The following is a 24,979-nucleotide window of genomic DNA, read 5'->3' as shown; positions in this document are numbered from 1 at the left end:
CCGCGCAAGAGCTCAGTTGATGCGCCGCTCCTGCCCCTCCCAATAAGGCTTGCGCAGCTCGTTCTTCTGGATCTTGCCGGCGCCGGAGAGCGGCAGGGGCTCGGCGCGTATCTCGACCGAACGCGGGCACTTGTAGCCGGCGATGAGCTCGCGGCAATGCGCCATGAGGTCTTCCTCGCCTGCCTCGACGCCGTCCTTGAGCACGACGATGGCATGGACGCGCTCGCCCCACTTGGGATCGGGAACGCCGATCACAGCGCACTGGGAGATGGCAGCGTGGGCGGCGAGGGCATTCTCAACCTCGGCCGAGAAGACGTTCTCGCCGCCCGACACGATCATGTCCTTGAGCCGGTCGACGAGGTAAACGAAGCCCTCGTCGTCCATGTAGCCGGCGTCGCCGGTGCGCAACCAGCCGTCCACGATGGTCTGGCGGGTGAGCTCGGGCTGGTTCCAGTAGCCGAGCATGACGCCGGAACCGCGGGCGGCGATCTCGCCGACCTCACCGAGCGGCAATTCCGCCATGTCGGGGCCGACGATGCGGACGTCCACGCCGAGGACGGCGCGGCCGGCGGAGCGCAGATAGGACTTGCCGTTCTCGCCCGGCCGGTGAAACCGCGGCTCCAGCAAGGTGGCGGCCGGCGACAGCTCGGTCTGGCCGTAGCCCTGGTAGAAATTGGCGTTGGGGAACATGGCCATGGCCTCGCCGAGCAGCGTCTCCGAGATCGGCGAAGCGCCGTAGACGACACGCCGCACCGAGGACAGATCGGCCGGTCGCTGCGCCATATGATCGCGGAGCATGCTGATCATGGTCGGCACCAGGACGACGGCGGTGACGCCGTGCGCCTCGATGGCCTGCACCACGTTCTCGGGGGTGAAGAAGGGTACCACAACGTGGGTGCCCCCCGCGATGGTGACGGAGATGATGCAGGCCGCATCCGCCAGGTGGAACATGGGCGGCGAATGCAGGAACACCGGGTCGTCGGGGTAGGGGGCCATCGCGGCGGTGCTGATGGAATTGGAGACGAGGTTGCGATGCGACAGCATCACGCCCTTGGGATGGCCGGTGGTCCCACCCGTGTAGAACAGGCCGGCGAGCTCGTCGTCCGTTCCGCAGGCATCCGCCATCGGCGCAGACCGGGCGATGAGCGCATCGACGGCAGTGAGACCGTCCGGTGCCGGATCATCGTCGAGGAAGACGGTCGCCGCGATCGGACAGGCCGCGGCAAGGGGGGCGGCGAGCTCGGCAAAGGTCCGATCGACCAGCAGAAGCCGCGCGCCGCTGTCTTTGAGGGAATAGATGTGCTCCTGCAAAGCCCAGCGGGTGTTGCCCGGGACGACGACGCCGCCGGCCCAAGCCACGGCATAGTAGGCTTCGACGTAATAGTCGCTGTTCAGCGCAATGACGGCCACCCGGTCGCCGCGCTGAAGACCCAGCGAGACGAGGCCGGCCGCGAGGCGCGAGACGCGGTCCTTGAGCTCGGCCCAGCTGCGCCGCCGCTCACCGAAGATGGTGGCGATCCCGTGCCGATTGACCTGCACCGACCGGTGCAGTCCTTGTGTCAGATACATGGAACCGGTCCTCCCAGAGCAAGGTTTTGTTTTGTATTATTTATAGAAGTACTGAAGTCCTGCCCCCGTTTCTGATGGATAGTCGGGTTACGCCGACCATGACGGGGTAGAGACGAGATGCCTTTATTCTCGGCATCATGGCCGGGCATGACCCGACCATCCATCGCCTTCGATCGCCTATGCCCGTCGCCGCTAAACGCTGATGCCGCCGCCGACGAGCAAGACTTCGCCGCTGACGTAGTTGCTCTCGGGGATGCAGAACAGATAGACGGCGCCCGCTGCCTCGTCGGGCGTTCCGGCGCGGCCGAGCGGCACCAGGCGCGGCAGGGCCTGGCGGGTTGCCTCCGGCACGCCGACCTGGAAGACCCGTCCGTCGATCGCCACCTTGGTATCGGCCTGCTCCATCGCCTGGGTCAGCCTCGTGTCGATGAAGCCGTAGGCGACGCAGTTGACGTTGACCTTGTAACGGCCCCACTCCTTGGCCAGCGTCTTGGTGAGGCCGACCAGCGCCGCTTTCGCCGATGAATAGTTGGTCTGGCCGGCGTTGCCGTTGGTGCCTGCCATGGAGGAGATGTTCACCACCTTGCGGAACACCTCCTTGCCCTCCAGGGCCTCCTTCTTGGTCAGCACGCGGATCGGTTCGGCCGCGGCGCGCAGGATGCGGAAGGGCGCGACGAGATGCACGTCCAGCATCGTCTGGAACTGCTCGTCGCTCATCTTCTGGATGACGCTGTCCCAGGTGTAGCCGGCGTTGTTGACGATGATGTCGAGGCCGCCGAACTTGTCCATCGCGGTGCCGACGAAGGTGTCGGCGAAACCCGGCGCGACGACGCTGCCGACGCAGGCGACCGCTTCGCCGCCCGCGCGCTTGATGGTGTCGACGACTTCCGCTGCCGGCTCGGCGTCGAGATCGTTGACGACGACGCTGGCACCCTCCGAGGCGAGCTTCAGCGCCAGGGCCCGCCCGATGCCGCGGCCGGAGCCTGAGATGAGCGCAACCTTGCCCTTGAGCTTGGACATGTAATCCCCTTGTTCTTTTCCAGAATTTGCTTGGCGGCTGCCGTCTTCGTCATGGCCGGGGTCGAGCCCCGGCCACGACGTGACCCACCGGGCACGACCGCCGTTACGGCAGCGCTACGATGGCGTCGCCGGCCAACGTCTGCTGGCCTTTGTCCGTCGCCGCCGTGATCTCGAGCCGGACGCGCCTCTCGCCGTCGGCCTCGAATTTCTCGATCACCTTGCCCGTGCACTGCACCTTGACCTGGACAGGCGTGATCGAGGTGAAGCGGACGCCCCAGTGCCGGATCTGCTCCTGCGGCACCCATTTGGTCAGCAGCTGCGCCAGGAAGGCCATGGACAACATGCCGTGAGCGAAGACGTCGGGCATGCCGGACGACCTGGCGAAGTCACTGTCCACATGGATCGGATTGTGGTCGCCCGAGGCGCCGCAATAGAGCGCGAGCGTGTGACGGCTGATCGGGGCGCTCGTGTGCGGCGGCAATGCGTCGCCCACGCTCACGCTGTCATAGGTGATGGTCATGGCGCTTCACCCGTTCCTGACGACGATGACGCCGCGCATGCTGCCGACGCTTTCACCGTTCTGGTTGGTGGCGTCGGTATCCTGGACGATGAAGTCGAGCGCGCCGCCTTTCTTCTCGTACATGTCGGCGACACGCGTGGTCAGCGTGATGGTGTCGCCGGCATAGATCGCCTTCGCCGGCGTGAACCGCTGCTCCCCGTGCAGGATCCGGCCGATGCCGACGCCGAGCTTGCCCAGCACGTTCTCGGTGTCCGGCGCGAGGCTCGCCAGGCAGAACAGGAAGGTGGGCGGTGCCGGCAGCGTCGGATGCCCGGCCGCCTTGGCGGCCGTCTCGTCGAAGTAGATCGGGTTGGTCTCGCCGGTCGCGTTGGCGAAGAACCTGAGCTGGCCCTTCTCCACTTCGACCGCGCGCGGCTTCGTGACGGTGCCGATGAAGGACGGATCGAGCATGTCGTCACGCCCGCCCGTAGAGGGTCACGACGCAGGCACCGCCGAGGCCGAGGTTGTGCTGGAGCGCATGGGTGACGCCCTCGACCTGGCGTTTGTCCGCCTGTCCGCGCAACTGCCACACGAGCTCGGCGCACTGGGCAAGGCCCGTGGCCCCGAGCGGATGGCCCTTGGACAGGAGGCCGCCAGACGGATTGGTCACGAATTTGCCACCGTAGGTGTTGTCGCCGTCCCAGATGAACTTCTCGGCGGTGCCTTCCGGCGTCAAGCCGAGCGCCTCGTAGGTCAGGAGCTCGTTGGCGGTGAAGCAGTCGTGCAGTTCCACCACCTGTACGTCGTCCGGTCCGACGCCCGCCTTCTCGTAGACGCGGCGGGCCGCCTCCTTGGCCATGTCGTAGCCGATGAGCTTGATCATCGAGTGATCGTCGAAGGTGCTCGGGCCGTCGGTGGTCATCGCCTGCGCCTTGATGACGATCCCCGCCTCGATGCCGTGGCGCTTGGCGAATTCCGGGGTGCAGACGATCGCCGCCGCGGCGCCGCAGGTCGGCGGACAGCACTGGTAGCGCGTCAGCGGCCCGAAGATGTGCGGCGAGCCGAGCACCTCCTCGACCGAGAGCGGATCCTTGAAGATGGCGAAGGGATTGTGCTGCGCGTGGGCACGAGCTTTGGATGAGATCTTGGCAAAGGTCTCGCGGCGCGTGTCGTATTTCTTGGCATACTCCTGGCCTGCGCCGCCGAAGAACTGGGCGGCGCCAGGCGCCTGCTTGTCGAAGCCCTGCAGCTCCACCATCTCGTGGGAGAAACGCTCCATCGGGTTCGGTCGGTCGGTGAAGATCGAGCCGAGGGCGCCCGGCCGCATCTCCTCGAAGCCCAGGGCCAGCGCGCATTCCACGGCGCCGGTTTCGACCGCCTGGCGCGCCAGGAACAGCGCCGAGGAACCCGTCGAGCAGTTGTTGTTGACGTTGATGATCGGCACGCCCGACAGGCCAAGGCGGTAGACGGCGGACTGGCCGGCGGTCGAGTCGCCGTAGACGTAGCCGACATAGACCTGCTCGACCGCGTCGTAAGGCAGGCCGGCGTCCTTGAAGGCGGCTGCGGCAGCCTTCTCGCCCATGATGTTGTAGGCCTCGCTGGCCCCCGGTTTCGTGAAGGGGATCATCCCCACCCCTGCGATTCTGACTTCGTTCGACATACGACTCTCCCGTACGATTGAGATATATTTCCAGACGTTTAGAGTGTCCGCGCGATCAGAAGCTTCATGACTTCGTTCGTTCCCGCATAAATTTTCTGAACGCGAGCATCGGCATACATGCGGGCAATTGGATATTCGGTCATATAACCGTAGCCGCCGAAGAGCTGCACGCATTCGTCGACAACCCGGCACTGGGCGTCCGTCGTCCACCACTTGGCCATCGCCGCCGTCGTCGGATCGAGCGCGCCGGCGAGCAGGCGCACCATGAGCTCGTCGACGAAGGTGCGCGCGATGACGGCCTGCGTCTTCGCCTCGGCGAGCTTGAGCTGCGTGTTCTGATAGCTCATGAGCGGTTGACCGAAAGCCGTTCGCTCCTTCACGTAAGTGGACGTGAGCTCGACCGCCCGCTCCATGGCGACGGCGGCGCCGAAGGCGCAGGACAGGCGCTCCCAGGCGAGTTGTACCATGAGCTGCTTGAAGCCTTGGCCCTCGACCTCGCCGAGCAGGTTCTCGGCCGGCACGCGTACGTCGTCGAAGAACAGCTCCGAGGTGTCCTGGGCATGCATGCCGACCTTCTCGAGGTTGCGGCCGCGGCGAAAGCCCGGCGCGCTTGCCGCCTCGACGCCGACGATCGAGACGCCCTTGGCGCCGGCCGACGGATCGGTCTTGACGACGACGAGGATGAGGTCCGCCGTCTGCCCGTTGCTGATGAAGGTCTTCTGCCCGTTGACGATATAGGCGTCGCCGTCACGCCGGGCGGAGGTGCGCACGGCCTGGAGGTCGGAGCCGGTTCCCGGCTCGGTCATGGCGACGGCGCCGACGATCTCGCCGCTCCCCATGCCTGGCAGCCAGCGGTGTTTCTGCGCCTCGGTGCCGTAGGCCAGAATGTAATGCGCGACGATGTTGGAGTGGACGCCGTTGCCGGTGCCGAAGCCGCCCGCGAGCCCGGCCCGGCCGAATTCCTCCTGGATCACGACGTCGTGGGCGCGCGTGCCGCCCCCGCCACCGTAGGCCTCCGGAATGCTGGCGCAGAGCAGCCCGGCCGCCCCGGCCTGGCGCCAGGCGTCGCGATCGACGACGCCTTGCCGGTCCCACCGCTCCCGGTGCGGGACGAATTCGCGCTCGAGGAAGCGGCGCACCTGGTCGCGCAGGATGCGCAGGTCTTCCGTCATCCAGGGGGACTCGATGTCGGCCACGGGCGTTTCCATTTTCTACTTTCTGGTCAGTAGAAATTGAGCCGAGACCGTGCGAGAGTCAAGCCTCCCGGCGGCAGCTTTTCGCTGCCGCAGGCGGGGCGATGTCGAGGGGCGTGCAGGCGAGGCGATGGCAGGGCGGGGCAGGCTGAAGGCGGCGCCGGGGCCGCGCTACGAGCAGCGCAAGCTCGAGGTGCTTCGCGCCGCCGCCCGCACCTTCAATCGGCTCGGCTATCATGCCGCGACGCTCGATCACGTGGCCGAAGAGCTCGGCGTGACCAAACCGGCGCTGTATTACTATGCCAGGAGCAAGGACGAGCTGCTGTTCACCTGCGGGCAGATGGCGGCGGAGGCCCTGCGGGGCGTGCTCGAGGACGCCGACGACGCCGACCTGAGCGGCCTCGACCGGCTCGTTCGATTCTTTCGCATCTATGCCGAGGTGATCTGCCAGGACTTCGGCCGTTGCCTGGTGCTGACCGAGCCGCGCGACCTCGCTCCTCCGCTGCGTCAGGAGCACGTCGGCGGGCGCCGGGCGCTCAACCTCTCGGTGCGTGCGATGATCGGGGATGGCATCGGCGACGGCTCGATCCGGCGCTGCGACACGCGCGCCGTGGCGATCGCCCTGTTCGATGCCTTCAACGGGCTCGGGCGCTGGTACGACGCGGAGGGCGCCGCTCCCTTGCAGGTGATCGTCGACGAATACCTGGCGTTCGTCTTGCACGGCATCGCCGCCCGTGCTGACGATGGCGGCGCAGTTGGCAGCAGGATGGGGACATGATCAAGGCCTTCGTGTTCGACGCCTATGGCACGCTCTACGACGTGCAGTCGGTCGCCGGGGCGATCGACGCCGCGTTCCCCGGCCACGGCGACTACATCACCCAAGTCTGGCGGCTGAAACAGTTGGAATACAGCTGGCTACGCTCGATGATGGGCCGCTACGAGGACTTCTGGACGGTCACGCGCCATTCCCTGTCCTACACCCTCGGAACCCTCGGGCTGGCTGCCAACGAGGATCTGCTTGCCGTCGTCGCCGATGCCTACAACACCCTGAGTCCCTACGCCGACGCGGAAGCCGCGCTGGCGGCGCTCGCCGGCTATAGGCGCGCCATCCTGTCCAACGGCAGCCCGGCAATGCTGGCGGCCCTCGTGAGCCAGTCGCGCCTCCAGCCCCACCTCGATGCGGTGCTGAGCGTCGACGGCAAGCGGGCGTTCAAGCCGGATCCGCGCGCCTACGAGGTCGTTCAGGAGCAGCTTGGCGTTTTGCCGGACGAGGTCGTCTTCGTCTCGTCCAATGGATTTGACGTGTGTGGCGCCAAGAGCTTCGGCTTCCACGTGGCGCGCATCGAGCGGGTCACTCCAACGGCGCTGCGGCAGGCGCTGACAGGGAGCGGGACCGTCGGGCCTGCCGCGCTGTTCAAGGCCCTCCGCAGCCAGGCGGAAACCTGCGGGGAGGCGGCCGACGTGGTCATCGGCTCGTTGGCCGAACTGTCCGCCGTGCCGGGGCGCTGGGCCGACAGCCCCTAAGCCTTGCGCCGCGGTTGCAGCGACGGCTCTCGTGCCTGAATTCGTATGATAGATATCATACGAATTGACATGATGGGTATCATGTGGATCGGTAGCGGCCGACCGAGCTGGAGGCGGCCCACATGCGCCGACGAGATGCCAAAGCGAATGCCCACGCCCGCATTCTCGAAGTCGCAGGCGCGAGGCTGCGCGACGACGGTGTCGATGGGGCCTCGATCGCGGAGGTCATGACGGCCGCCGGGCTGACCCATGGCGCCTTCTATGCGCATTTCGCCAACAAACAGGACCTGCTCGTAGCCGCCTTCCAGGCCGCCCTGACGTCGGGTCGGCGGCTCTGGTTCAGGACGTCGCGCAAGGAGACGTGGTCCGAGCGGATCGAGCGCCTGGCGCGACGCTATCTCAACCCCGCCCACCGCGACGACCGCGCCACGAGCTGCGGGTTTTCGGCGCTCGCCAGCGAGATCCCGCGCAGCGAACGGCCGTTGCGGAGGGCTTACGAAGCCGAGTTGCTCCAGACACTCGCGCGGCTCGCGGAGCCGTGCGAGCCGCCCGTGCCGGATAGGGCAGCCCGCCAGGAGGATGCCATCGCCTTCCTGGCGCTCTGCATCGGCGGGCTGTCGATGGCGCGTGGCGTGACCGATCCGGCGCTCTCGGACGCCATTCTCAAGGCCTGCCGCAAAGCCGCGGCGCGGCTGGCGTCCGGCCCGGCGCCGGCGCCGAGCGGTGCATCACGATGAAGCGGGGAGGAGAGCATGCCCATTTCGGCTGAACGTTTCGGCGAGACCAAATACGCGACCGTCCTGGGCCGGCGCATGGCCTACGTCGACGAGGGCGAAGGCGATGCCATCGTGTTCCAGCACGGCAATCCCACCTCGTCCTACCTCTGGCGCAATGTCATGCCCCATTGCGCCGGCCTCGGACGCCTGGTGGCGTGCGATCTGATCGGCATGGGCCAATCCGACAAGCTGCCGGGTTCCGGGCCCGGGCGCTATACCTACCGCGAGCACCGTGAGCACCTCTTCGCGCTCTGGGATCAGCTTGGCCTCGGCGACAAGGTCGTGCTGGTGCTGCACGACTGGGGCTCGGCGCTGGGCTTCGACTGGGCCCGCCAGCACCCGGAGCGCGTGCGCGGCATCGTCTACATGGAGGCGATCGTGCAGCCGGTCACCTGGGCCGACTGGCCGGAGAATGCCCGCCGGGTGTTCCAGGGCTTCCGCGGCGAGGGCGGCGAGGAGATGGTGCTGAACAAGAACGTCTTCGTCGAGCGCGTGCTGCCCGGATCGGTGCTGCGGCCACTGAGCGAGGCGGAAATGGCGGTTTACCGCGCCCCGTTCGCGACGGCGGGCGAAGACCGCCGCCCCACGCTGACCTGGCCGCGGCAGATCCCGATCGAGGGTGAACCCAAGGACGTCGTCGAGGTGGTGGCGGACTACGGGCGCTTCCTCGCACAGAGCCCGATCCCCAAGCTGTTCATCAATGCCGAGCCCGGCTCGATCCTGACCGGCCGGCCACGGGAGGCCTGCCGCACCTGGCCCAACCAGACCGAGGTGACGGTGAAGGGAATCCACTTCATCCAGGAGGACAGCCCGGACGAGATCGGCCAGGCGACGGCTTCCTTCCTCCGCTCATTGGCCTGAGCCGGCCGAGGCCTCGGCACATCTCAGCGCTCCGGGAATACGGCGAACATGTCCTCGGTGACGCGCGCGACGTGGCGGCGATAGGCTTCGTGGCAGGGGGCGTCGGCCGCGACCCGGCCGAACGCCGGGCTGCCCGTCAGCCGGGCCAAGGGCACCAGCGCCAGCGGCACGGCCACCGGCGTCAGCTGCGAGCCGCGGCCGGCCTGCAGCGTCGTCAGGATGCCGTACATGGCGCCCTCGATGGTCGGCCGCCCCAGGATCGCCAGCCGGTGCTGGCCGTGCCGGTTGGTCACCAGGTAGATGTGGCCGGACTGGTGGGGGATGGAAACGAAGCCCACCTGGGTGAAGGCGGCATCGAGCCGCTCCGCCTCGCGGAAGGCGAGGCATGAGGACCGCTCGTCCCAGGTGATCTGGGTGAGGTAGGCGTAGACGGCGCCCTGCATGCCGAACGATGGCCGCAGCGTCAGATAGCTGCCCTCGATCCACGACACCGCGGCGCGCGCATAGGCTCCCAGTTCGTCCGCCGCCAGGCCGACGATGGCGGGTTTGTCCGGCTGGGTGCGGCCGAGGCCGTCGCGCAGCCGCACGCCCAGGGCTTCCTCCAGCCGAATCACCGTGGCGAGCGTGAACGGCCGGCGGCCGGACAGCACCTTCTCCAAGGTCGAGATGCTGATCTTGGCCTCGTCGGCCAGGGTCTGGCGGGAGATGCGGCGCCGTGCCAGCGCCTCGCGCACCGCGTCCGCCAGGGCGCGCCCCTCTGCCTCGGGATAGTCGCCGTCGGGAAAAGCCATTGCCCGCCTCGAACCGCACAAAACCTCACATAAGCGGACGCAACGTGCACCAGCAAGGACTGGCGCGGCGGTGCGCTGCCGAACAAGGCCGAACATGATCGTCGCGCCGATCGGGCTCCGGGCGGAGCATTCCCCGTGAGCAGGCTAAGGCCCGTTCATCCTGGAGAACGAACATGTCCATCGCCCCCAACAGCCCCGGAGCGCGCGCGTCCGCCGCCGGGCTCACCGCGTATCCGGCCCTGCGCCTGGCAAGCCTTGCCTCAGCCGCCGCGGCCGCCGGCATCGCGGTCGTCGCCTTCTTTGCCGCCAGCCCCGGCGCGCGTGCGACCAATCCGCCGCCGCCGGTCCCGTCGATCAGCCCCGACACGGCCCGCAGCGGCTCGCTGCTGGTCAAGACCAGCAAGGGCTACATCGAGGCGATCCGTGTCGATACCGACGTGGACATCGCCGTCAGCGGACCAACGGCGCGTGCCCGGGTCACGCAGGTCTTCCGCAACCCGACCGACGGCTGGATCGAGGGCGTCTACGTCTATCCCCTCTCGGACGGGAGCGCCGTCGACTCCATGAAGATGGTGGTCGGCAAGCGCGTCATCGTCGCCGACATCGCCGAGCGCAAGAAGGCGCGAGAGGTCTACGAGGCGGCCCGCGCGGACGGCCGCAAGGCCGCGCTGACCGAGCAGGAACGGCCCAACATCTTCACCAACTCGGTCGCCAATATCGGACCCGGCGAGAGCGTGGTGGTGCAGATCGAGTACCAGGAGCCGGTGCGGCAGGCCGACGGCCGCTTCTCGCTCAAGGTGCCGCTGGTGGTGGCCCCGCGCTACAACCCGGCTCCGGTCGCCCAGCAGGTTCGCTTCGACGACGGCGGCAGCGGCTGGGGCTCCGATCCGGTGCCGGATCGGGCCCGCATCGAGCCGCCGGTCACCGACCCGCGCACCGATCCGCCCGATAACCCAATCACCTTGCCCGTTACCTTGACGGTGCGCCTGGCGGCGGGCTTTCCGCTGGCGGAGGTCGCGAGCGCCACGCACCAGGTGACGGTCGAGCAGCCTGCGCCCGACACGCGGACGGTGGCGCTCGCCGGCCCCGTGCCGGCGGACCGCGACTTCGAGCTGACCTGGACGCCGACCGCCAGCAAGCTGCCGTCCGTCGGGCTGTTCCGCGAGCGTGTCGGCAAGGACGACTATCTCCTCGCCTTCGTCACGCCGCCGGCCGTCGATGCCGCAGCCGCTCCCAAGGCGCGCGACGTCACCTTCGTCATCGACAATTCCGGCTCCATGGGCGGGCCGTCGATGCAGCAGGCCAAGGCCAGCCTCATCTACGCACTCGACCGTCTGCGGCCGGCCGACCGCTTCAACGTCATCCGCTTCGACGACACCATGACCCGGCTGTTCGACGACACGGTGCCGGCCGATGCCGAGCATCTGGGGCAGGCCAAGGCCTTCGTCCTGCGCCTCGAGGCCAGCGGTGGCACCGAGATGCTGGCGCCGCTGAAGGCGGCCTTGAGCGATACGCGGCCGCACGAGACCAGCCACCTGCGCCAGGTGGTCTTTCTCACGGACGGCGCGATCGGTAACGAGCAGCAGATCTTCGAAGCCATCGCCCGGACGCGCGGCCGCTCGCGCCTGTTCATGGTCGGCATCGGCTCGGCCCCGAACGGCTATCTGATGCGGCGTGCGGCCGAGCTCGGCCGCGGCACCTTCACGGCGATCAGCACCGGCGGGCAGGTGCAGGAGCGCATGCAGGCGCTGGTGCAGAAGCTGGAGAACCCGGCGGTGACCGACATCGAGGCGCAACTCTCGACAGCGGACGCCGACCTGACGCCGGGTTCGGTGCCGGACCTCTACCGCGGCGAGCCGCTGGTGCTGGCGGCCAAGCTCGGCAAAGGGGGCGCCGCCGGCACCCTCGCGATCTCCGGCCGGATCGGCGACACGCCCTGGAGCCTCAGCCTGCCGATCGACAAAGCGGCGGCCGGCCGCGGCCTCTCCAAGGTCTGGGCGCGGCGCAAGATCGACGACGCGGAGGTGGCGCGCGCCATGAACCGCATGACCCAGGACGAGGCCGACAAAGCGGTGCTGGCGCTCGCCCTCGACCATCACCTGGTGACGCGCCTGACCAGCCTGGTGGCCGTCGACAAGACGCCGAGCCGCGCGCTCGACGTGCCGCTCACCCGCGCCGACGTGCCGCTCGAGCTGCCGGCCGGCTGGGACTTCGACAAGGTGTTCGGGCCGGCCGGCGAGCCCGGGCCGGAGCGCAGGGCGCCGGTGGAGCGTCGTGCGGAGCACGGCGATCCGGACGGCATCTTCGATGCGCGCCGGGTGGCTCGGCCCACCAGGCCGCTGCCGCCGCGCGGCGCCGTCGTGGCGGCCGTCGCCTCGCCGTCCCAGGGCGTGGTGCTGCCGACGACGGCCACCGACGCCGAGCTCCGGTTGATGGCGGGCCTCGTCCTGCTCGGTCTCGGGCTGGCAGTCCTGGCCTCCGGTGCCGGCCGGCGGCGGAGGCCGGCGTGACCGCCACCGCTGCCGTGGCGCCGCGCCGCCGCATCAACCCGAGGGTGGCGCTCGCCGCTACCCTCGTCCTGGCGGGGCTGTGGTTCGCCGGTCAGGGTCTGTGGATCCACGCCAAGGCGGCGCTGGCCCAGGTGCTGCTCGAGCGGGCCTTCACCGCCTCGCTCGCCAGCGGCCAGCCGGTCAAGCCCTGGCCCTGGATGGACAGCTGGCCGGTGGCTCGCATCGCGGTCCCGCGGCTCGGCCGAAGCAGCATCGCGCTGGAGAGCGTCAGCGGCCAGGCGCTGGCCTTCGGGCCGGGCCACGTCAGCGGCACACCGGCCGCGGGCGAGCCCGGCACGGCCGTCTACGCCGCCCACCGCGACACCCAGTTCGCCTTTCTGGGGCAGATGCGGCGCGGCGACGAGATCCGCGTGACGCGCCGCGACGGTGTCGTTGCGCGCTTCCGCGTCACCGGCACGCGCGTGGTGACGTGGGACGCCTCCGGCATCGATGCGGCGGCGCCGGGGCACCATCTCGTGCTGTCGACCTGCTGGCCGCTCGACGCCGTCACCCCGGGGCCGCTGCGCTACCTCGTGGAGGCGGAGCGGGCGGACGAGGCGGCGGGGGAATGAGCCGCGCGTTCGATCTCAGGCTTGCGCGGTCGACGATATCGGATCCCAGTTATGCTGCCTCATTTGCATGGAGGACCAATCGGGTCAGAGCCCGGACGAGATCAGTGCGATGATGACGCCGGAGCTGGGGCAGGCGCTGCGTGCCAGCGTCGCGAGCGGCGAGTTTGCCTCGACGAGCGAAGCCCTACGCGATGCCGTAAGGGTACGGCAGCGCGAGCGCGAAGAATATGCAGAGCGCATGGCGTCGATCCGCAACCAAATCTATCGTTCAGTCAATGATGGACGGCCCGTTGTGACCGGCGGCCAGATCCGGAAGCGGCTTTCAGCTCTTCATGCGAAGACTGTGACAGCGCATGAAGCACGGGCATCCCCGCAGCCTGCCTGCTCGACTTGTGCGCGCCACGATTGAAAACGCCGTGGCATGCCGGGCGCAGTTCTGCTCCAGTAGGGACGACCGCTCGACGGGCAGTCCGGCCCATTGGGGGGAGCGGCTGGAGGCGTCATGGCCCGCATCGATACGCAGCAGGATGTGGCGGTGCAGCGTGAGCTGGTGGAGGCGGCCAAGGATGCGGTCGCCCGCCAGAAGGTCGCCGACGCGGCGCGGCTGGCAGCTCAAGTGGCTCCGGCCACCGCCGCCAAGCTCTTCGGCACCGACAGGCCCGACCGCATCGCGGTTCGGCTCGGGCTGATCAGCCGCAAGGATCCGAACGCGCTCGAGCGGGTGATCGGCCGCCGCGACATCGTCAGCGTCAATTTCTTCGCCCGCGGTCTCGCCGCCGCCCACGCCGTGTGCCGCATCAAGACGCTGGGCCTGGCCGGCGGGCCGCCGGACTACGCCACGGGCTTCCTCGCGGCGCCGGGGCTGCTGGTGACCAACAATCACGTGCTGCCGGACGCGGAGACGGCGAGCCGCAGCCTGGCGGAGTTCGACTATGAGCTCGACAGCAATTTCGTCGAGCGGCGCGGCCGCATCTTTCCGCTCGTGCCGCTCAACGCCTTCTACACCAGCGCAAGTCTCGACTTCACCATCGTCGCCATCTCGCCCATGGCCCACGACGGCACGCCGGTCACCGATTTCGGCGTGCTGCCGCTGATCCCGATGAGCGGCAAGGGCATCGCCGGCGAGCACGTATCGATCATCCAGCACCCGGATGGCGGCACCAAGCAGGTGGTGGTGCGCGAGAACCGCATCATCACCCTCGACGGCGCAAAGTTTCCGCACCTTCCGTCGGCCTTCATCCACTATACCGCCGACACCGAGCGGGGCTCCTCGGGCTCGCCGGTGTTCAACGACCAGTGGGACCTGGTGGCGATCCACCATCTCGCGATCGTCGACCGCAACGACCGCGGCGAGCCGCTGGACCGGCGCGGCGGCATCTGGACGGAGGCGGCCGGCGAGGACGCCAAGTCCTGGGTCGCCAACGAGGGCGTGCGCATCAGCGCCATCTGGGCCGACCTCAAGGCGGCCGCGCCCTTCAATGCCGACGCGGCCAAGATCATGACGATGCTGTCGCTCGAGCCGCGCACCGCACTGCCGCCGCGCCGGGCCGCGGCGGGGGCGGCGGAGCCCAAGCCATGGCAGACGCTGCCGGGCGTGCCCGAGGCCGCCGCCTTCGAGACCACCCGCTTCACCGACCCGGCCTTCGCCGATTCGCTCGGCTTCGATCCGGGCTTCCTCGGCGCCGACCTTCCGGTGCCGCTGCCCAAGGCCGGCCGCGGGTTCCGCAGGCCGCTGGCCAAGAACAGCGACACCGGCAAGACCGTCTTCGACTACACCCACTTCAGCCTGGCCATGCATGCCGAGCGGCGGCTGGCGGTGTGGACGGCCGTCAACATCGCCGGCAACGAGCTCACATCGACGAGCACCAGCCCCGGCTGGCGCCGCGACAAGCGGCTGCCGGCGAGCCAGCAGACGCTGGCCGAGGTCTACGGCCAGGTGCCGGGCAAGGGCATCCAGATCGACCGCGGCCATCTGGTGCGCCGTCTCGACCCGGTCTGGGGGCCGCAGGCGGTGGCCGACCGGGCGGCGGCCGACACCTATCACTACACCAACGCCGCGCCCCAGGAGCATGTCTACAACAGCGAGACCTGGGGCAACCTGGAGGATTTCGTGCTGGCACGCGCCGACCAGCGCGAGCACAAGGTGTCGGTGATGACCGGGCCGATCCTGCGGCCGGACGACGATTTCTACGGCGAGGGCCTGCGCGGCGGCCCCTGGCTGATCCCGTGGTCGTTCTGGAAGATCGCGGTGTTCAAGCGCCCGGACGGCACGGCCTCGGTCACCGGCTTCGTCGTCGAGCAGTCGGCGACCATCGCGCCGCTGTTCGAGGCGGCCCGCTACAACCCCTACACGGTCGACGAAGCGCGGGTGTTCCAGCGCCCCATCGCGCTGATCGAGCAACTGACCGGCCTCGACTTCGGCCGGCTGCGCAGCATGGACCGCATGGGCAGCGTGGAGACCACCGCCGCGGCCTCCGCCCGGCCGATCCGGGGCCCGGACGACATCGTCTTCTGAGCCCGCCGGGGCTGCAAGGCGGGGCTCCCGGACGGATGATAGGGAGCCGTCACCGTCACTGAACTCACGACGCGACGATCGCCTCGGCGCGGCTGAAGAGCTCGGGCGGCACGACGATGTCGGAGGCGGCCGCGTTCTCGTCGAGCTGTTCGGGGCGGCTCGCTCCGACGATGGCGGAGGCGACATTGGGCTGGCGCAGCACCCAGGCGAGGGCAAACTGGCTCATCGTGCAGGCCGCCTCGGCCGCCAGCGGTCGCAAACGCTGCACCTTTTCCAGAATCTCGGGCTTCAGCCAGTTCTGCATCGCATTGCCCATGATCTCGTTCGCCGCACGCGTCGCCTCGGGCAGTCGGGCGCCTGGCAGATACTTCCCCGACAGCACCCCCTGCGCCAGCGGCGACCAAACGATCTGCGAGACGCCGTGACTCTCCGAGAGCGGGATCGTCTCGGCCTCGATGCGCCGGTACAACAGCGAATACTGCGGCTGGCTGGACACGAAGCGCTCGACGCCGGGGACCGCGAAGGCGGCCGCGATCTGTTCCGGCTTCCACTCGCTGAAGCCGATATAGCGCGCCTTGCCTTGGCGCACGACCTCGCTCAGCGCCGCCATGGTCTCCTCCAGCGGGACCTGCGGGTCGTAGCGGTGGCACTGATAGAGGTCGACATAGTCCAGCTTGAGGCGCGTCAGCGACGCGTCGATCTGCTTGAGGATCTGTGCGCGCGAGAGACCGCTGTCCGTCTCGCTCATGGGGAAGAAAACCTTGGTGGCGAGCACGTAGGAGTGGCGCGGCCGCCCGGCCAGGATCTCGCCCAGCACCGTCTCGGCCGCACCGCGGCCATAGACGTTGGCGGTATCGATGAAGTTGATGCCGAGATCGAAGGCGCGATCGACGCAAGCGCGCGCCAGATCCCTCTCGATGCCGACGCCGTACGTCAGCCACGAGCCGAGAGAGATCTCGGACACGTCAAGGCCGCTTGTACCAAGCTTGCGATATTTCATGGATCAAAATCCTCAGGAGTGGGAATCGATAAGCCCGATCAGCTCGAAACTGAGCTGGCGCAGGCGCTTGCGCGCGTCGGCGTCGTAGGCCTGGGGATCGGCCCTGGCCTCGGCGAGCACGTTGAAATAGAGGCCGCTGCGGCCATCGAGAGCCGGCCCCGCTGCGAGGTTGAGAATCGCCGCCGCTCCGTCCTCGACCTTGCTCCACGGCTCGACGCCGGCGAGGCGCACCATGGTGGTGTTCATGTAGCTCGACGGGTGCAGGGCGTTGACGGTCACGCCCGAGCCGGACAGCTCCTCGGCGAGATCGATGGTGGAGAGGATCTGGGCCAGCTTACTTTGGCAATAGGCGCGCACGCCGCTGTAGCCGCGCGCCAGCATCACGTCGTCGAAGTCGATGGCCTGCTGGCCGGCGGAGGCCACGTTGACGATGCGCGCCGGCGCGCTCGCCGCGATCAGCGGCAGCAGCAGGCGCGTCAGCAGGAAGCCGGCGAGGTAGTTGACGGCGAAGGTGAGTTCGTGGCCGTCGGCGCTCAACCGTCGCTCGGGCCGGCCGCCGGTGGCGATGCCGGCGTTGCTGACGAGGATGTCGAGCCGCCCGGTCGTCGCCGTGACCGCAGCGGCGAGGTCGCGCACGGCCGCCAGCGAGGCAAGGTCCGCGGCGAGGAAGTCGGCTCGGCCGCCCCCCTGGCGGATGGCGGCCACAACGGCTTCGCCGCGCGCGTGGTCGCGCCCGTGCACCAGCACCCGCAGGCCCTGGGCCGCGAGCCCTTCCGCCACCAGCCGGCCGACCCCGTCGGTGCTGCCGGTGACGAGCGCGGTGCGTGTCGTGTCCGCCATGGCGGCCTCCTTGGTACCTTGTCGGAGACAGTCTATCCGCCCCGCGCCTCCGTGGGAGGGGCCCGGACCGACCTCACAGCCGCGACGGGCGCCCTTCGCCGTATGGATCGGCAATGCGCCGGTAGCAGGAAGGGGCGGCGTTCGAGCCCGCAGCGATAGGCGGGCTCTGGCGATTCGAGGATGAAGCTTCCGGTTGCCGCCACAATTCACAGAAAATGTCCGGATTTAAAAGCCGGCAAATCATGCGCTGCCGAATTATCATAAGTATTTGAATAAACTATATGAAATTTGAGACCCCGGGTGGGACGGACGCTTGGGTCGGCTGCACTATAGGAGAATACAGCTTAGTGGCGGAGCAGGCGCCGATGACCTACGTCCTGCGCTCGCCCGCTGAGGTAGACGGCCGAGATAAAAGCGCGCAAGCTCCCCAAGGTAAGGCTTGACGAAGGGAGCCGGGGGATGGCGATTGCAACACGGGCAACGGAGCTGCTTGGCATCAAGCATCCGATATTGCTCGCCCCCATGGATTTGATCGCGGACGGTCAGCTGGCGGCGGCGGTGAGCCAGGCCGGTGGCTTCGGCATCATCGGCGGCGGCTACGGGGATCAGGCGTGGCTGGAGCGGGAGATGGACGCGGCGGGGAGTGCGCGCGTCGGCGTCGGCTTCATCACCTGGAGCCTGGCGAAGCAACCGCATCTGCTCGACGTCGCGTTGAAGCGCCGGCCGGCCGCCATCATGCTGTCCTTCGGGGACGTCGGCCCGCACGCCCCCAAGGTGAAGGAGGCCGGCGCTCTGCTGATCTGCCAGGTGCAGACGTTGGAGCAAGCGCTCCACGCCGCCGTGCACGGTGCCGACATCCTGGTGGCGCAGGGGGCCGAGGCCGGCGGCCACGGCATGTCGCGCAGCACCATGCCGTTCGTACCCGCCGTCGTCGACACCATCCCCGGCGTGCCGGTGGTCGCCGCGGGCGGCATCGCCGACGGGCGGGGCCTTGCCGCGGCGCTGATGTTGGGCGCCGACGGCGTGCTGCTCGGCACCCGCTTCTACGCCACCCAGGAGGCGGCGGCCTCCGGCGCCGCCAAGGGCTGCATCGTGGCGGCGAGCGGCGACGACACCACGCGTGGCATCCTGTTCGACATCGCCCGCGACCGGGTATGGCCGGCGCCCTACACGGGGCGCGTGCTGCGCAACGGCTTTTCGGAGGCATGGCGCGGGCGCGAGGGCGAGCTGATGCAGCGCCGCGAGGAGGTCGGCGCCCGGTACGACGAGGCGCGCGCGCACAACGACTTCAGCATCGCCGCGCTGATCGTCGGCGAGGCGGTGGACCTCGTCAACGACGTGCCGCCGGCCGCCGAGGTGGTGCGACGGGTGGTGGCCGAGGCGGAGGCGCGGCTGACCAACCGCGCCGAGCGTTTCCGCATCGTCCGCGAGCCGCGTCTGCCGCCCGTCCACACGCTGGCCGCGGCCGAGTGAGGCCAGTGCCCGGCGGCGCAGCCCGGATTTTCTTCAGTTTGATGGGTGGCCGGTCTGAGCCGGCCATCCAACCGCTCGCTCAAGCCGGCGCGTCCGCCATCCAGTTGCCGTGGAAGCCCTGGGGTACGCGGCCCGGCAGCCGCACGCGGGCGACCGGCTTGGCGGCAATATTCTGCGCATCGAGAATGACGAAGTCGCTGGCGGCGCGGGCGCGGTCGTAGACGAAGCCCATCAGCCAGCCGTCGTCCTCGGCCGCCCCGTCGCGCGCGCCGACGTGCACGAATTCGCTGGGCACGCTGCCGGTAAAGACGTGCTCCTGGTAGCCGCCGCTCACCGTGTCGTACTTGCGCAAGGTGTCGAACCCACCGGCGACGAGCCCGCCGTCGTCCGGGCGCCCCGCGTCGATCGCATAGACGAAACGGTGGGGGGCGCCGACAATCCGGTCATCGACGCGCGGAAACTCGACGGCGCGGTCGTCGAGGAACTGCTCGCTGGCCTTGCTCGCGCCCGGGGCGATCGTCCAGCGCTTCAGCCTGGCGGGCTCGAAGCTCACCTCAGACGGGCCGCCGCGCCACAACTCGTCGTACCAGGCGACGTCGACGACGATGCTGCCGTCAGCCGCCTCGAAGGCGTTGGCCACGTGGAAGACGTAGCACGGCTCGATCTCGACCCAGCGTAGCGCCTCGATGCCGGCGCCGCGCGGCAGGATGCCGAGCCGCGCGCCGTAGCTGTCGTTCCAGGCGAACGGCATGGTGCCGCGCACGGCCAAGGCCTGATCGAAGACGACCGGCAGGTCCATGAAGATCAGGTGGCCGCGGGTGAGGGCGAAATCATGCACCATGGTCGCGCCCTTGACTGGGATCTCGACGCTGCGGCGCAGAGCGCCGTCGGCATCGACCACGTGATAGGTCAGGAACGGCGGGCGCAGCGCATAGCCGAAGAAGTGCATCTCGCCGGTTGCCGGGCAGATCTTGGGGTGGGCGGTGAAGGAAGTGGCGAGCTTGCCACCATAGTCCTCGAAGCCGAGCGTCTCCAGTTCCCGGCCCATGAGCATGGGCAGCGCGTTCTCCACCAGCGCCAGGATGCGCCCGGCGTGGGAGACCACGCTGGTGTTGGCCAGGCTGTTGCGGATGTCGAACGGCGACTGCACGGGCTCTCCGGCGAAGCGCGGCGTGCGGACCCAGCGATTGCGGTACCACTCGGCCTTGCTGCCGCGCAGCGAGACGCCGTGCAGCATGCCGTCGCCCAGGAACCAGTGGCCCGAGTGGCCCTCGCGCGGGTTGGCGCCGTTGCGGGCGTAGAGCCCCGTCAACTCGTCGGGAATGGCGCCCTCGACCTCCAGGTCGAAGCTGGTGAGCTCCGCGGTGACGGGGGCGAGGGTGTCCTTGAGCCAATAGGGCGCCGGTGACGGCGCGGCGGTCGCGGTCTGCATCGTCGGTCCTCCCGTGGGCGGCGCGGGCGGAGCAGCGTTTGGACGTCGCTGGCGCCGCCCGTGGATAGGACGCTATGGTGGACAAATCTGTTCGTCAACAAGATTATTAATTTACTGAAATTGTTTATTTTTTTGACATTTTGGCCCATAGGTTTGGGCTGTGTGCAGATTTCGCGGTGCGATGTAGCCCGCTAGGCGGGGCTCAGCCCCCGTGATTGCCGAGGCCGTGCACCAACAGATCAAAGACGATCGCCACCACCTCGTCCAAACTGTCGGGGACCTGCTCGCCGGGGGGGATACGCGAACTGGTCAGGATGGCCGACAGGCCATGCACCAGCGACCACGCGGTGAGCGCGCCCAGGCGCACCGGCTGGCCCGTGTAGTCGGCGACCGCCCGCCGCAGCAGATCGTAGCAGTCCAGGCTGGCATTGGCGGAGGCCGGGTGGCGCTCGCCGTCGAGGAAGCGCGCCTCGAACATGAACTGGAACCTGAGCGGCCGGTGGCAGGCGAACCTCACGTAGGCGCCGAGCAGGGCGCGCAGGCACGCCTCCGCGCCCTCGGCCTGCCGCGCAGCTCCCTTGAGCTCCGCTTCGAGCTCGCGGAATGCGCCGGCGGCGATTGCCGCCAGCATGCTCTCCTTGTCCTTGAACGGGTGCTGCACGGCGCTGGCGGTGACGCCCGCCCGCTCGGCCACACGCTTGAGCGTCAGCGCGCCCGGGCCCTCGGCGTCGATCAACTCGGTGCCGATCGCGAGGAGGGCGCTCTCCAGGCTGCCGTGATGATAGGCGGCCTTCTTGAGCCGGGGGCGGGGCTTGCGGGGGGACACCGGCATGAAGCGAACGGACTCGCTAGAGAATGAGCAAGTCCGTTCTGCCCCGGCCGCGGCCGCGCTCCAACCGCTTTGTGGCGGATCCCTAGGCGGCGGCGCGGTAGCGGGCAGCCGCGCGGGGCTGGCCGAGGTTGGGCAGCATGGCCTTGCGGGCGGCGTCGAAGGCCTCGAACTGGCCGGCGTCCGGCAGCGGCGGGATGGTGACGGCCTCGCGCCGGTCGAAGCCGACGAGGGCCGCGTCGACGAGCTCGCCGACATCCATCAGGTTCTGCACCGTGTTGATGTCGCGGCCCGAGCGCTCCCAAATTTCAGTGCGCGTCGCGGCGGGCAGGACGGCTTGGACGTAGACGCCCTTGGATCCGAGCTCGAGCTGAAGGCCCTGGCTCAGGTAGAGGATGAAAGCTTTGGTGGCGCCGTAGACGGTCAGCCCGAGCTCCGGCGCGAGCCCCACGACCGAGCCGATGTTGATGATGGCGCCCGTGCCCGCCGCGGCAAAGCGCGGCGCGACGGCGGCGGCAAGCCGCGTCGGCGCCGTCACGTTGAGCGCGATGAGGTCGGCGACGGCGCCGGCGCCCTGGGTAGCGAAGGTGCCGGGAATGCTGGCGCCGGCATTGTTGAGGAGAATGCCGATGCGGGCATCGTCGGCGAGCCGTGCTTCCAGCCCCGCCAGATCCGCCGCCGCCGTGAGATCGGCCTTGACCACGTCGACCGCGACGCCCGCCTCATTGCGGAGCCGTTCGGCCAGGGCATCGAGGCGCCCCTTGTCGCGCGCCGCCAGCACGAGATCGTGCCCACGCTTGGCGAAGCGATTGGCATAGACGGCGCCAATGCCCGAGGAGGCACCGGTGATCAGCACGGCGGGACGGTCGCTCATGGGACGCTCCTTGCACCCGGCGGCCGCACCTATTCATGACCGCCATCATGTTTGCGGAGGATACATGATGGATGTCAGGATTGGTGTCAAGGCGGGGACGTGGCTTGCGCGGGCGGCAACCGATTGCTCACCTCCACCAGGTTTCCATCGGGATCGCGAAAATAGACCGACAGGATCGGGCCCGTGGCGCCGGCGCGCTCGCCGGGACCGTCGGTGATGGCGACGCCCTCCCGGCCGAGGTGTTCGATGACCGTCGCGATCGGTGTGTCGGTGATGAGGCAGAAGTTGCCGCTGCCGGGCACCGTGTCGCGCGCGATGGACGGGGCCGCCGCGGCGTCCTGCAGGCTGATCTTGTGGGCGCCGAAGTGCAGGGACCATTTGCCCGGCCGTTCCTGGCGCGGCTCCAAACCGAGGGCGCGTTCATAGAAGGCGCACGTCGCGGCGACGTCGGCGACGCAGAGCACGAGGTGGTCGAGGGTGTGGATGCGCATGGGCCCTCCGGCAAAGGCCACTCGCGCGAGCCTCCCACTCCGCGGACCTGGACGCAATGGGTGTGGCTCGCCCCCGCGGACGAGCCGCGGCCCATCCGTCGCCGCTCACACCCCCAGATAGATCTGCCTGATGTAATCGTCGTCCTTCAGCGCGCCGGCGGTTCCCTCGCGCACCACGCGGCCGTGCTCCAGCACGTAGACGCGGTCGACGATGCCGAGGGTGGACACGGCGTCCTGCTCCACCACGAGGACGGCGGTGCCATCGCGGCGGATCTGCTCGATGGCGCCGAAGATCATCATCTTGAGCTTGTGGGCGATGCCGACGGAGGGCTCGTCGAGCAGCAGGAGGGCGGGGCGGCCCATCAGGGCGCGGCCGATCGCCACCATCTGCTGCTCGCCGCCCGACAGCGTGCTGGCCTGCTGACTGCCGCGCTCCCTGAGGACCGGGAACAGGGTGTGGACGCGCTCCATGTCGGCGGCGATTTCGGCCCGGTCGCGGCGCAGGTATGCGCCCAGCTCCAGGTTCTTGCGCACGGTGAGCTCGGGGAACAGGCGCCGGCCCTCCGGGCAGTGGCAGATGCCGCGGCCGACCACCTCGTGCACCGGCAAGGCGGAGACGTCCTCGCCCTTGAAGGTGAGGCCGCCGCGGGCCGGCACGGCGCGCGAGATGGCCTTGAGCAGGGTGGTCTTGCCGGCGCCGTTGGGGCCGAGCACGCCGACGATCTCGCCGGCCTCGACGGTGAGCGACACCTGTTCGATGGCCAGTGCCTTGCCGTAGCGCACCTCCAGGTCGTGGACCTCAAGCAGCGGCACCATCGCCCTCCGTGCGGCCGATATAGGCTTCGATGACGCGGGGGTGGCGCACGATCTCGGCCGGCGTGCCCACGGCGATGATCTCGCCGAAATCCATGGCGATGACGCGGGACACCAACGCCATGAACTCCCGGAGCTTGTGCTCGATGATGAGGATGGTGAGGTTCTCCTCGCGGTGCAGGCGCTTGATCAGATTGGCGAGCGGCTCGATCTCGCTTGAGCCGAGGCCCGCGAAGGGCTCGTCGAGCAGCAGCAGGCGCGGGTCGGTCGCCAGCGCCCGGGCAATCTCGAGCCGGCGCAGGTCGCCGTAGGGCAGCACCTCGACGGGGGAGGCGGCCTTCTCGCGCAAGCCCACCTGATCGAGGATGCGCCGGGCGTGCTCCTCGCTGGCCATACGGTGGCGCACGCGCGGCGCCAGGCATGCCACCAGCACGTTCTCCAGTACGCTCATGCCCAGGAAGGGGCGGGTGAGCTGGAAGGTGCGGGCGAGGCCGCGATTGACGATGCGGTAGGGCGCAAGCCCCTTGAGCTCATGACCGTCCAGCTTTACCGAGCCGGCGTCCGGCGCGATGAAGCCGGTGAGCAGGTTGAACAGGGTGGTCTTGCCGGCGCCGTTGGGGCCGAGGATGCCGACGATCTCGCCGGCCGCGAGCGTGAAGCTCGCACCCTTCACCGCGGTGAGGCCGCCGAAGCGCTTGCGCACCCCGTCCACCGCGAGCAGGGGGACGCCGGCCGCGCCGCGCACTTGGGCGTCGACGGCTGCTGTCTCGCTCATGAGCGCGCTCCGGTCAGCCGCCGCCACAGCGGCGCGACCAGCCCGCCAGGCAGGAAGAACAGGATCAGCATCAGCACCAGCGTGTAGATCCAGAGCCGGTATTCGCCAAAGCCCCGCAGCATCTCGGTGAGCAAGGTCAGCAGGATGGCGCCGAGAACCGGCCCCCAGATCGAGCCCATGCCGCCCACATAGACCATGATGATGATGGTGATCGAGGTGATGACCGAGAACAGCGGCGGGCTCACCTGCAGCTGATAGTGGGCGTAGAGAGCGCCGCCGAGCCCGGCGAAGGCGGCGCTGATCATCAGCGAGGCGATCTTGTAGAAGGTGACGTTGATGCCGGCCGCCTGGCAGGTGGCCTCGTCGCCCTTGATGGCGCGCAGGATGAGGCCCCAATGGGAGCGGGCGAGCAGCATCAGCACGGCTGCGGTGACCACCATCACCGCCAGCACGAACCAGTAATAGTGCAGCGGCGAATTGATCAGCGGCTCCAGACCGTAGAGGCCCTCCTCGCCGCCGGTCTGCTCCCAGAAGATCAGCATCAGCCGCTGCATGATGGCGGCGGCGGAGAGCATGGCGAGGGCGAAATAGGGCCCGCGCAGGCGCAGGGTGGGGAAGCCGACGATCACGGCGAAGGCCATCGCCACCACGACCGACAGGGGCAGGCTCCACCACGGGTTGGCGAAATAGACGGTGGCGAGGAAGCCGGCGGTGTAGGCGCCGGCGCCGATGAACAGCGCGTGGCCGAAATTTTCGCGGCCGGTGAGGCCCGACATGAAGTCCCAACTCGCCGCCCAGATGGCATAGATGACGCAGAGCGTCAGCACGCCGGTGAGATAGCCGGAGTTGCCGAGCACCGGGGCGAGCGCGAGGAGGGCGACGGCGCCGATGGCGCCGCCGATATCGATGGCTCGGACCTTCAC

General features: G+C 68.9%; 25 protein-coding genes. 9 read left to right on the top strand and 16 right to left on the bottom strand.

Features of this window, described 5'->3' with window-relative positions:
* Positions 1–12 precede the first annotated feature (12 nt).
* From IEW34_RS08785 to IEW34_RS08760, 6 genes are all read right to left on the bottom strand, one after another.
* Complete coding sequence (locus tag IEW34_RS08785) at positions 13–1,569, bottom strand: acyl-CoA synthetase (protein WP_188608802.1); 1,557 nt, start codon at positions 1,567–1,569, stop codon at positions 13–15.
* Between the two features lie 192 nt (positions 1,570–1,761).
* The gene (locus IEW34_RS08780; protein ID WP_188608801.1) at positions 1,762–2,589 is read right to left on the bottom strand and encodes an SDR family NAD(P)-dependent oxidoreductase; all 828 of its coding nucleotides are present in this window, start codon (positions 2,587–2,589) and stop codon (positions 1,762–1,764) included.
* Positions 2,590–2,692: 103 nt separating this feature from the next.
* Positions 2,693–3,109 (bottom strand): MaoC family dehydratase, encoded by a 417-nt coding sequence (locus tag IEW34_RS08775; RefSeq protein WP_188608800.1) that lies wholly within the window; start codon positions 3,107–3,109, stop codon positions 2,693–2,695.
* Positions 3,110–3,115: 6 nt separating this feature from the next.
* Positions 3,116–3,559, bottom strand: coding sequence for a MaoC family dehydratase N-terminal domain-containing protein (locus IEW34_RS08770; protein ID WP_188608799.1), 444 nt, complete (start codon positions 3,557–3,559; stop codon positions 3,116–3,118).
* Positions 3,560–3,563: 4 nt separating this feature from the next.
* Positions 3,564–4,748 carry a lipid-transfer protein gene (locus IEW34_RS08765; protein ID WP_188608798.1) on the bottom strand — a complete coding sequence of 395 codons (1,185 nt, stop codon included), beginning with the start codon at positions 4,746–4,748 and terminating at the stop codon, positions 3,564–3,566.
* A gap of 38 nt (positions 4,749–4,786) precedes the next feature.
* On the bottom strand, positions 4,787–5,956 hold the full coding sequence (locus IEW34_RS08760) for an acyl-CoA dehydrogenase family protein (RefSeq protein WP_373288194.1): 1,170 nt from the start codon (positions 5,954–5,956) through the stop codon (positions 4,787–4,789).
* Between the two features lie 115 nt (positions 5,957–6,071).
* On the opposite strand from IEW34_RS08760, the gene IEW34_RS08755 reads away from it, so the two are divergent.
* From IEW34_RS08755 to IEW34_RS08740, 4 genes are all read left to right on the top strand, one after another.
* Positions 6,072–6,719: a TetR/AcrR family transcriptional regulator gene (locus IEW34_RS08755; protein ID WP_188608797.1), complete on the top strand. Its 648-nt coding sequence runs from the start codon at positions 6,072–6,074 to the stop codon at positions 6,717–6,719.
* Positions 6,716–7,465, top strand: coding sequence for a haloacid dehalogenase type II (locus IEW34_RS08750; protein ID WP_188608796.1), 750 nt, complete (start codon positions 6,716–6,718; stop codon positions 7,463–7,465). Before IEW34_RS08755 ends, IEW34_RS08750 begins: the two co-directional genes overlap by 4 nt.
* A gap of 122 nt (positions 7,466–7,587) precedes the next feature.
* Positions 7,588–8,202, top strand: a complete 615-nt coding sequence (locus tag IEW34_RS08745; protein WP_188608795.1) for a TetR/AcrR family transcriptional regulator — start codon at positions 7,588–7,590, stop codon at positions 8,200–8,202.
* A 15-nt stretch (positions 8,203–8,217) separates the two neighbouring features.
* Positions 8,218–9,102, top strand: a complete 885-nt coding sequence (locus IEW34_RS08740; protein ID WP_188608794.1) for a haloalkane dehalogenase — start codon at positions 8,218–8,220, stop codon at positions 9,100–9,102.
* 23 nt (positions 9,103–9,125) lie between these two features.
* Here IEW34_RS08740 and IEW34_RS08735 read toward each other — a convergent pair whose 3' ends face one another.
* Positions 9,126–9,893 (bottom strand): helix-turn-helix domain-containing protein, encoded by a 768-nt coding sequence (locus IEW34_RS08735; protein WP_188608793.1) that lies wholly within the window; start codon positions 9,891–9,893, stop codon positions 9,126–9,128.
* A gap of 173 nt (positions 9,894–10,066) precedes the next feature.
* Here IEW34_RS08735 and IEW34_RS08730 point away from each other — a divergent pair, with 173 nt between their 5' ends.
* The 4 genes from IEW34_RS08730 (at position 10,067) to IEW34_RS08715 (ending at position 15,529) form a co-directional block, all read left to right on the top strand.
* Positions 10,067–12,403, top strand: coding sequence for a marine proteobacterial sortase target protein (locus tag IEW34_RS08730; protein ID WP_188608792.1), 2,337 nt, complete (start codon positions 10,067–10,069; stop codon positions 12,401–12,403).
* On the top strand, positions 12,400–13,014 hold the full coding sequence (locus IEW34_RS08725) for a class GN sortase (RefSeq protein WP_188608791.1): 615 nt from the start codon (positions 12,400–12,402) through the stop codon (positions 13,012–13,014). Before IEW34_RS08730 ends, IEW34_RS08725 begins: the two co-directional genes overlap by 4 nt.
* A gap of 109 nt (positions 13,015–13,123) precedes the next feature.
* Complete coding sequence (locus IEW34_RS08720; RefSeq protein ID WP_244641881.1) at positions 13,124–13,423, top strand: ribbon-helix-helix domain-containing protein; 300 nt, start codon at positions 13,124–13,126, stop codon at positions 13,421–13,423.
* 93 nt (positions 13,424–13,516) lie between these two features.
* Positions 13,517–15,529 (top strand): DNA/RNA non-specific endonuclease, encoded by a 2,013-nt coding sequence (locus tag IEW34_RS08715; protein WP_188608789.1) that lies wholly within the window; start codon positions 13,517–13,519, stop codon positions 15,527–15,529.
* 64 nt (positions 15,530–15,593) lie between these two features.
* Here IEW34_RS08715 and IEW34_RS08710 read toward each other — a convergent pair whose 3' ends face one another.
* Together IEW34_RS08710 and IEW34_RS08705 are read right to left on the bottom strand one after the other, a co-directional pair.
* Complete coding sequence (locus tag IEW34_RS08710; RefSeq protein ID WP_188608788.1) at positions 15,594–16,529, bottom strand: aldo/keto reductase family protein; 936 nt, start codon at positions 16,527–16,529, stop codon at positions 15,594–15,596.
* 12 nt (positions 16,530–16,541) lie between these two features.
* Positions 16,542–17,369 (bottom strand): SDR family NAD(P)-dependent oxidoreductase, encoded by an 828-nt coding sequence (locus tag IEW34_RS08705; protein WP_188608787.1) that lies wholly within the window; start codon positions 17,367–17,369, stop codon positions 16,542–16,544.
* Positions 17,370–17,828: 459 nt separating this feature from the next.
* Between IEW34_RS08705 and IEW34_RS08700 the strand changes: the two genes are divergently transcribed.
* Complete coding sequence (locus IEW34_RS08700) at positions 17,829–18,842, top strand: NAD(P)H-dependent flavin oxidoreductase (protein WP_188608786.1); 1,014 nt, start codon at positions 17,829–17,831, stop codon at positions 18,840–18,842.
* A gap of 79 nt (positions 18,843–18,921) precedes the next feature.
* Here IEW34_RS08700 and IEW34_RS08695 read toward each other — a convergent pair whose 3' ends face one another.
* The 7 genes from IEW34_RS08695 to IEW34_RS08665 all read right to left on the bottom strand — a co-directional run bounded on the left by IEW34_RS08695 (position 18,922) and on the right by IEW34_RS08665 (position 24,979).
* The gene (locus IEW34_RS08695; protein WP_188608785.1) at positions 18,922–20,274 is read right to left on the bottom strand and encodes a carotenoid oxygenase family protein; all 1,353 of its coding nucleotides are present in this window, start codon (positions 20,272–20,274) and stop codon (positions 18,922–18,924) included.
* A gap of 202 nt (positions 20,275–20,476) precedes the next feature.
* The gene (locus tag IEW34_RS08690) at positions 20,477–21,106 is read right to left on the bottom strand and encodes a TetR/AcrR family transcriptional regulator (protein ID WP_188608784.1); all 630 of its coding nucleotides are present in this window, start codon (positions 21,104–21,106) and stop codon (positions 20,477–20,479) included.
* A gap of 82 nt (positions 21,107–21,188) precedes the next feature.
* A complete protein-coding gene (locus IEW34_RS08685) occupies positions 21,189–21,977 on the bottom strand; it encodes an SDR family NAD(P)-dependent oxidoreductase (RefSeq protein ID WP_188608783.1) in 789 nt (262 codons plus the stop codon).
* Positions 21,978–22,063: 86 nt separating this feature from the next.
* Positions 22,064–22,468 (bottom strand): VOC family protein, encoded by a 405-nt coding sequence (locus IEW34_RS08680; RefSeq protein WP_188608782.1) that lies wholly within the window; start codon positions 22,466–22,468, stop codon positions 22,064–22,066.
* Positions 22,469–22,573: 105 nt separating this feature from the next.
* Positions 22,574–23,281, bottom strand: coding sequence for an ABC transporter ATP-binding protein (locus tag IEW34_RS08675; protein ID WP_188608781.1), 708 nt, complete (start codon positions 23,279–23,281; stop codon positions 22,574–22,576).
* Entirely contained in the window at positions 23,268–24,056 is a 789-nt protein-coding gene (locus IEW34_RS08670) for an ABC transporter ATP-binding protein (RefSeq protein ID WP_188608780.1), read from the bottom strand. The genes IEW34_RS08675 and IEW34_RS08670 overlap by 14 nt, the downstream gene beginning before the upstream one ends.
* A complete protein-coding gene (locus IEW34_RS08665; RefSeq protein ID WP_188608779.1) occupies positions 24,053–24,979 on the bottom strand; it encodes a branched-chain amino acid ABC transporter permease in 927 nt (308 codons plus the stop codon). Before IEW34_RS08665 ends, IEW34_RS08670 begins: the two co-directional genes overlap by 4 nt.

Origin of the sequence: Chelatococcus reniformis, from assembly GCF_014640075.1 — a bacterium.
Lineage (GTDB): Bacteria > Pseudomonadota > Alphaproteobacteria > Rhizobiales > Beijerinckiaceae > Camelimonas > Camelimonas reniformis.
This window is presented reverse-complemented; position numbering and strand designations above follow the sequence as displayed.